Origin of the sequence: Lentilactobacillus sp., assembly GCF_040773105.1 — a bacterium.
GTDB classification, from domain to species: Bacteria; Bacillota; Bacilli; order Lactobacillales; family Lactobacillaceae; genus Lentilactobacillus; species Lentilactobacillus parabuchneri.
Map to the genome: position 1 here is coordinate 1 of NZ_JAXGWW010000222.1, position 3478 is coordinate 3478.

Consider the following 3478-nt stretch of genomic DNA (forward strand, 5'->3'; position numbering starts at 1 on the left):
ACGGTACTCAAGTTGCAATTGTGCCACAAAAGGTTGAACGAAACTCCGTTGCCGAAAACGAACTTGCCAACTTGATGGCCTTGGTTCGCCAGGTGGTTCCTTCATCCGAGCGTGAACGTGCTGGGCGTTACGAAGACCGTGCTCAATTCATGGGAAATCAATTCAGCGGCAAGACCTTTGGGGTTATCGGCTGTGGAAACATCGGTAGCCGGGTGGCAGAATTGTTCAGCATCTTTGGCGGTCCTGTATTGGTTAACGATCCACATCCTGCAACCGAACCAGAATGGTTCACTAACAACAACGTTGAACGAGTTGATTTGGAAACGTTACTCAAGCGTTGTGACTACATTTCATTGAATGCGTCACTTGATGATACAAGTCTTCATATGATTAACTCAAAGACCATCAAGAACCTTAAAAAGGGTGCTTACATCTGTAACAACGCCCGTGGTGCTTTAGTTGAAGAAGACGCCATTCTCGATGCGATTAAGTCAGGTCAACTTTCTGGCTACGCTGCCGATGCAATGGAAGTGGAACCTGTTAAGGCTGACCACCCATTCTTAAAGAACGACCGCATCTTGGTTACCCCTCATACTTCTGCCTACACTTACGAATGTCTTCATGGCATGGGCGAAAAATGTGTCAGTGACGTCAAGGCAATTGTTGCCGGCAAACGTCCAGTCCGTGAATTGACACACGCATTAGACGACTAACGGCCAACTCGGCTCAAAGCCGCAGTGCACGTTAACGTAACATTGAAGCTGAAACGGAGATTATTATGGACTATATTATTGGAATTGACGTTGGGACCACAAGTACCAAGGCGTTAATTTATGATACTGACGGAAATATATATGGTAAGGCCAACAAGGGTTATCCACTGTATCAAGAGACACCTGATATGGCTGAAGAAGATCCGGACGAGATCTTTAATGCCACGGTGTCGGCAATGCAGGAAGTGGTTGCCAAAGCCAATATTTCCGATGGTAAAGTGATCGCAATTTCTTGGTCTGCCCAACAACATAGCTTGATTGCACTTGATAAAGACCTTAAGCCACTGACAAGATCCTTAACCTGGGCGGATAACCGTTCGCAAAAATATGCGGCGGAATACAAAGAAAACGGCCGTGGAATGGAAATGTATAAGCGGACCGGCTTGCCAATTCATCCAATGGGGCCATTTTATAAGCTGCTATACTTCCGCAATGAACAGCCGGAAATCTTTGAAAAGGCAGCCTACTGGGTTGGTATCAAGGAATATATCATTTGGAAGTATACCGGTGTTCTCAAAGAAGAGGTTTCAATGGCGGCTGCAACCGGCCTTTTGAATATGAATTCTTCGACCTGGGATGCTGAAGCACTGAATGAAACCGGCCTAACTGAAAAGCAATTGCCTGAATTAGTTGAGACAACTGATAAGTTCCGGGGAATCAAATCCGAGTATGCCAAAGTGATTGGCATTGATAAAGATGTTTACTTTGTCATGGGTGCCACTGATGGTGCCTTGTCGACAATTGGCGTCGGTGCTATCCAGACCGGAGTTTTAGCAATTAACATTGGGACTTCGGCTGCTGTTAGAACGTTCGTTGACAAACCAAGAATTGACCCGAAAGCACGGTTATATTGTTACCCCGTCATGAAGGGCAAGTACCTGGTTGGCGGTCCAATCAACAACGGTGGAATTGTTCTTAACTGGGCACATGATTCACTGTTTGGTGGCGAAGTTGAAGCCGCCAAACTGTTGAATATCGACTCGTATGACATGCTGTCAAAGATTGCAGCAACCGTCCCAGCCGGATCAGATGGCTTGATTTTCCATCCTTATCTGGGTGGTGAACGGGCACCGCTGTGGGATGCAAACGCGCGTGGGTCATTCTTTGGCCTTAACCGTAAGCATACCCGGGCCCATATGATTCGGGCCGTCATGGAAGGAATTATGTACAATTTGTACTCTGTTACCTTGGCGCTTAAAGAAGTTACGGGTGATCCAAAGGCGGTTCTTGCCGCTGGCGGGTTTGCCCGGTCAACACTTTGGACCCAGATGATGGCAGATATCTTTGAACATAACATTGTCATTCCAGAATCATATGAAAGCGGCAGTTTGGCTGCAATGTTTCTGGCTAAGATGGCTCTAGGATTGGAAGACAACCTGGAAGACATCAAGAAGTACATGGGTAAAGAAACGGTTTACAAACCAAATGAGGACGTCTTTAAACGATACCGAACTTTGATGCCGATTTACTTGCGGCTGAGTCGTGATCTTTCTAAAGAATACGAAGGAATCGCTGAGTATCAAAGAGAATTCAAGGATTAATATCTGATGGGATTGATTCCCGTCATAGTGAAACAAATTTAAATCTAAGCGGCCGGACAAAACAACATGTTTTGCGCCGACCGTTTTTATGTTCCCTCAGTCAAAATTAAAATAGCTAATGTTGTCACAAGGTCTCAACAAATAGTATACTTTTAGTTGTGGTTACGTTTTCATTTTGAATGAAAATTAGTCAATTCAAACACAACGGAGGTACTTACTATGTCCAAAGTTCTCATTGTAAATGCAGGAAGTTCATCACTTAAATTTAAACTCTTCGATATGCCTAAAGAAACGGTGCTGGCAGATGGTCAGGTTGAACGACTGAACATGCCCGGGTCACTGGTTAAAATTAAATATGGTGACGGTAAAGTGTACAAATCTGAAGAAGATAAGATCGATTATGAGCGTTCAGCGGCCATCATGCTCAATAACTTGAAGGATCTTGGCGTGATTGACCATTTGAGAGACATTGACGCCATTGGTAACCGAGTTGTTGCTGGAAGTGACATCTTCGATAAAGTCGCTAAAATTGACGACGATACACTCTCTCAAATTGTGGAATTGGGTGACATTGCGCCGATTCATAATCCGGTTGAAGCTGAATACATCGAAATCATTCGCCGAATTCTTCCTGATACGGATCAGTACGCCGTCTTTGACAGTGCCTTTTTCAAAGACGTTCCCGAAGTGAATTCAATTTATGGGATTCCTTATGAATTGACGAAGAAATTTACCATCCGTCGTTATGGCGAACATGGAATTAACCATGGCTTCATTACCCAACAAGCTGACGAAATTTTGGGCAATGACAAAGCTAAATTAGTGACCCTGCATTTGGGCTCGGGAGCTTCTGTGGCAGCCGAAAGAAACGGCAAGTGTTTTGACACCTCAATGGGCTTTACGCCGATGAACGGTCTTGTCATGGGGACACGTTCAGGTGACGTAGACCCGGCTTTGGTTCCGTTCTTCATGAAGAAGATGGGGGCCAGTGCAGACGAAGTCATCGATATGTTTAATAAACGTTCCGGCTTACTTGGCGTGTCTGGTGTTTCATCCGACATGCGTGACTTGGAAGATTCCGATAAGGATCGTGCCAAGTTGGCCTTAGACATGTTTGTCAACCGGACGGTCAAATTCGCTGCCAGCTACATCACCGAATTAGGC

Annotated in this window: 3 protein-coding genes; all 3 read left to right on the forward strand. The window is 45.1% G+C overall.

Annotation, left to right across the window (positions count from 1 at the left end; genetic code table 11):
- A partial coding sequence (locus AB3112_RS09715) for an NAD(P)-dependent oxidoreductase (RefSeq protein ID WP_367334388.1) occupies window positions 1-713 on the forward strand: 713 nt, incomplete at its 5' end.
- 65 nt (window positions 714-778) lie between these two features.
- A complete protein-coding gene (gene gntK, locus AB3112_RS09720; RefSeq protein ID WP_367334389.1) occupies window positions 779-2314 on the forward strand; it encodes a gluconokinase in 1536 nt (511 codons plus the stop codon).
- Between the two features lie 219 nt (window positions 2315-2533).
- A partial coding sequence (locus tag AB3112_RS09725) for an acetate/propionate family kinase (RefSeq protein WP_367334390.1) occupies window positions 2534-3478 on the forward strand: 945 nt, incomplete at its 3' end.

What these genes read in the sequence shown, in the direction of transcription:
- gntK (WP_367334389.1), top strand. Translation starts at nt 779, where the DNA reads ATGGACTATATTATTGGAATTGACGTTGGGACCACAAGTACCAAGGCG.